6 protein-coding genes and 1 pseudogene are annotated in these 3,100 nt (G+C 54.0%); 2 read left to right on the plus strand and 5 right to left on the minus strand.

The features are described from left to right. Window positions 1–67: 67 nt before the first annotated feature. Window positions 68–544 (plus strand): transcription elongation factor GreA, encoded by a 477-nt coding sequence (greA, locus tag ACIQ0G_RS10780; RefSeq protein WP_324476720.1) that lies wholly within the window; start codon window positions 68–70, stop codon window positions 542–544. Between the two features lie 36 nt (window positions 545–580). Continuing rightward, on the plus strand, window positions 581–1,243 hold the full coding sequence (locus ACIQ0G_RS10785) for a rhomboid family intramembrane serine protease (protein WP_397577904.1): 663 nt from the start codon (window positions 581–583) through the stop codon (window positions 1,241–1,243). Between the two features lie 48 nt (window positions 1,244–1,291). Here the strand turns inward: ACIQ0G_RS10785 and ACIQ0G_RS10790 are convergent, their stop codons facing one another. The 5 genes and pseudogenes from ACIQ0G_RS10790 to ACIQ0G_RS10810 all read right to left on the minus strand — a co-directional run. Then, window positions 1,292–1,510, minus strand: a complete 219-nt coding sequence (locus ACIQ0G_RS10790) for a DUF4170 domain-containing protein (RefSeq protein ID WP_397577905.1) — start codon at window positions 1,508–1,510, stop codon at window positions 1,292–1,294. Between the two features lie 12 nt (window positions 1,511–1,522). Continuing rightward, a complete protein-coding gene (locus ACIQ0G_RS10795; protein WP_397577906.1) occupies window positions 1,523–1,972 on the minus strand; it encodes a hypothetical protein in 450 nt (149 codons plus the stop codon). Between the two features lie 14 nt (window positions 1,973–1,986). Continuing rightward, window positions 1,987–2,322: a hypothetical protein gene (locus ACIQ0G_RS10800; protein ID WP_397577907.1), complete on the minus strand. Its 336-nt coding sequence runs from the start codon at window positions 2,320–2,322 to the stop codon at window positions 1,987–1,989. Further along, window positions 2,303–2,701, minus strand: a complete 399-nt coding sequence (locus ACIQ0G_RS10805) for a phage holin family protein (protein ID WP_397577908.1) — start codon at window positions 2,699–2,701, stop codon at window positions 2,303–2,305. The genes ACIQ0G_RS10800 and ACIQ0G_RS10805 overlap by 20 nt, the downstream gene beginning before the upstream one ends. Window positions 2,702–2,756: 55 nt before the next feature. Beyond that, a pseudogene (locus tag ACIQ0G_RS10810) lies at window positions 2,757–3,100 on the minus strand (hypothetical protein); the annotation flags it as partial.

The raw sequence follows: 3,100 nt of genomic DNA on the forward strand, positions 1-3,100 counted from the left end.
CTGCATATCGGATTGATGGTTATCATTTCTCCGGTCGGGATGTTTTTGTGACGAAGGGTTTTGCCTGATGGCGAGTTTTGAGAAATATCCGATGTTGGCTGAAGGCTATGAAAAGCTGACAACCGACTTGAAACGCCTTCGTGATGAGCGGCCATTGATTGTGGAAGCAATTGAGGAAGCGCGTGCGCATGGCGATCTATCGGAAAATGCCGAATACCACGCTGCCAAGGAACGCCAGGGTCAGGTTGAAGCTGCGATTTCAGAAATCGAAGACAAAATTGGCCGCGCGCAAATTATCGATCCGACCACTCTGTCGGGCGACAAGATTGTTTTCGGCGCAACCGTGACCTTGTTGGACGAAGACGACAAGCCTGTGCGGTATCAGCTGGTGGGTGAAACCGAAGCCGATGCGAAGGCGGGCCGTATTTCGTACAATTCGCCACTGGGCCGCGCGCTTATCGGGCGTGTCGCCGACGATGAAGTCGAAGTGACGGTACCATCGGGTGACAAATTCTATCTCGTATCCAAAATCGAGTTCATCTGAACATGCGTTTCGTCATGAAGCGCCGTAATATTTGACATGCAGTTTCCCCGCGGACCTGTCACCAACGCACTGATCATCATCAATCTGGCAATAGCTGCCATTTTGTTGGTGCCGTCCTTGTGGCAATATGCGGTCGTTGCCGGCGGGCTTTTCCCGGCCCGTTTAAGCGGCGATAGCTCTGCGTTTGCGGACATAACATTTCTCGTGCCCGCGTTGCTTACACCGCTCACGGCCGCATTTTTGCATGGCGGGATCGCGCATGTCATCATGAACATGCTCATGCTTTTGCTGATCGGCAAAATGGTTGAGCGCGTTTTGGGCGGCGGTCTCTTTTTGGCGCTGTATATGGTGTCGGCTTATGCCGCTGCGGGTACTGAGTGGCTCGCTGCGTATCTGCAATTACCGATGTCACTGGATATGATGGCGCCTGCCATCGGTGCAAGCGGCGCGATATCGGGTGTCATTGGGGCGTATCTATTGCTGTTCCCGAACACGCAGCCAAAGCGTTGGGGGCCGGTTCCTGCAGCGATCGCGCGCCCGCTGCATCTGACCCTGGCGTGGATTGGCCTTAACCTTGCGATGGGCTTTGTCGGACCGGGATTAGGCATCGGCATTGCCATTTGGTCGCATATAGGCGGTTTTGTGATGGGACTAGCGCTGGCACGGCCATTGCTGCTGTGGCGCTATCGTAACGCCTGAGGCGATGACGTCACCCGGACGGGTTCAGGGTAACGTCCATTGCGGGATTTACGCGCCGGGTTGCAGCAACTTGTGCAAATGAACGACGACATATTTCATTTCGGCATCATCAACCGTGCGCTGTGCGGCGGCCCGCCATGCTTCTTCTGCGCTGGCATAGTCCGGAAACATGCCAACAATGTCCAATTTCTCTAAATTCGTAAACTTCAACGTCTGTGGGTTTTCAACCCGTCCACCAAAGACGAGGTGCAGTTTTGTATCGGTCACGCTGTTTTCCAATTATTTTTCTTTGGCAGCATCCGTTGCCGCCTGACTCGCGGCCTTTACAGCGAGAGCGGCTTTGCTGACAAGGTCCCTAAATTGCAAACGCAACGCGTCGCCGTTCAGGCCAAGGCTTTCGACCTGCTCGTTACCGGCGGCTTTCGCGGCTTCAGCCATTTTGCGGGCCTTTTTGTTCAGCTTCTTACCGGCTTTGCCCAAAACTTTCGTTTCACGTTCTGTGCGTGGCAAAAGCGCGCCGACGATTGCGCCGATCGCCATGCCACCCAAAACGATGGCCAACGGATTTTTGTCGATGCCGTCGCTTGTTTTGCCCTTGCCCTTTTCATATGCTTCAGATGCCTTTGCACGTGCTGCGGCAGTGGATTGTGTCGTTTTCGCCTTCGCGGTTGCAAGGCTGTCTTTCGCGCTGTCAGCTGCGGTTTTGATGCTGTCGCCAATCTTGCTCATGTTTCGTTCCTATATCAATCGCCAACGGGCGTGTTTGTTTTACTCTTTCGCAAGCTTGAAATCCAACGCGAAATCGGACGGCGGGCGGCCACCAATAATGTCGCTGCGCCGAATATGCCGATAAGCGGGGCATTGTCCTTCACCACTTGGATGGTCTCATCCGCGGCCTTTTTTGCCTGCGATTTTTTTAACGCGACCAGCTTGCGAACTTGGTTGCGGGGGTTGAGAATATCCTGAGCAACATCGATGCTGCCCTTAAGCTTACGCCGAAGATTACGCCGCTCTGCATGCGACAATATGACGCTTTCGCGGTCTGTGACGACCGGGTCTTCAGGTAAGATCGTCGACATTCTCTTGCATTTCCGGAAAGTAAACTTTCCTCATCCATTTTCGTGCCAGCGATCCGAAAATGAACGCAACAACGATAAACGTGAACGTGACAATCAACGTAGCCGCCAGCGGCCCAATTAATGGGGCCAAAGTCAGCACCAGCCCCAACACAAACGCGATTGATGCGCCGATGAGTGCAAACGCCGCAATCGCGCCATAAAGGAACGCCGATCGGAACACGTGTCGCGTGTAATCAAGACGCGAACGGTAATAGTGCATTTCTGCCTTCACCAGCGCGCGCAGGTCTTCCACCACCAACGAAACCTGTTCGCTTGCGGTCGCTTCTTCCGGTTTCGGGCTGTCCTCCACCAATTCGTCCTGACGCTGATCCATAATCATTGGTTTCACTTATCGGTCAAAAGCGGCCTTTTGCAAAGCCGCTAATGCTGTCTAATTAGGCGTCCTTGCCACCTGAGCGAATGAGGCGAGCGAGTACAAAGCCAATAGCTGCTGCAGCGCCAACCGCAACTGCCGGGCTTTTGCGGACAAACTGACGGGCATCATCGGCCAAGGCGTCGACATCTTTTGCGTCCATCTTGCCAGCGAAGCCTTCAACCATATCTGCTGCGCTACGGGCGTAATCGCCATATTGCTTGCCAACATTGTCATCGATCGTTGCGGCGCTGTCGCGGATAAGTTTGCCAATGCTGTCAACGGCTTCTGTCGCGCGGTCCTTGCCTTTTTGAGCCGCGGCGCGTGCGCTGTCCGTTGCTTTGGATTTGAAATCATTCATTTCTG

Source organism: Sphingorhabdus sp. (assembly GCF_044354325.1).
Taxonomy (GTDB): domain Bacteria; phylum Pseudomonadota; class Alphaproteobacteria; order Sphingomonadales; family Sphingomonadaceae; genus Sphingorhabdus_B.

What these genes read in the sequence shown, in the direction of transcription:
- greA (WP_324476720.1), top strand. Translation starts at nt 68, where the DNA reads ATGGCGAGTTTTGAGAAATATCCGATGTTGGCTGAAGGCTATGAAAAG.
- ACIQ0G_RS10785 (WP_397577904.1), top strand. Translation starts at nt 581, where the DNA reads ATGCAGTTTCCCCGCGGACCTGTCACCAACGCACTGATCATCATCAAT.
- ACIQ0G_RS10795 (WP_397577906.1), bottom strand. Translation starts at nt 1,972, where the DNA reads ATGAGCAAGATTGGCGACAGCATCAAAACCGCAGCTGACAGCGCGAAA.
- ACIQ0G_RS10800 (WP_397577907.1), bottom strand. Translation starts at nt 2,322, where the DNA reads ATGTCGACGATCTTACCTGAAGACCCGGTCGTCACAGACCGCGAAAGC.
- ACIQ0G_RS10805 (WP_397577908.1), bottom strand. Translation starts at nt 2,701, where the DNA reads ATGATTATGGATCAGCGTCAGGACGAATTGGTGGAGGACAGCCCGAAA.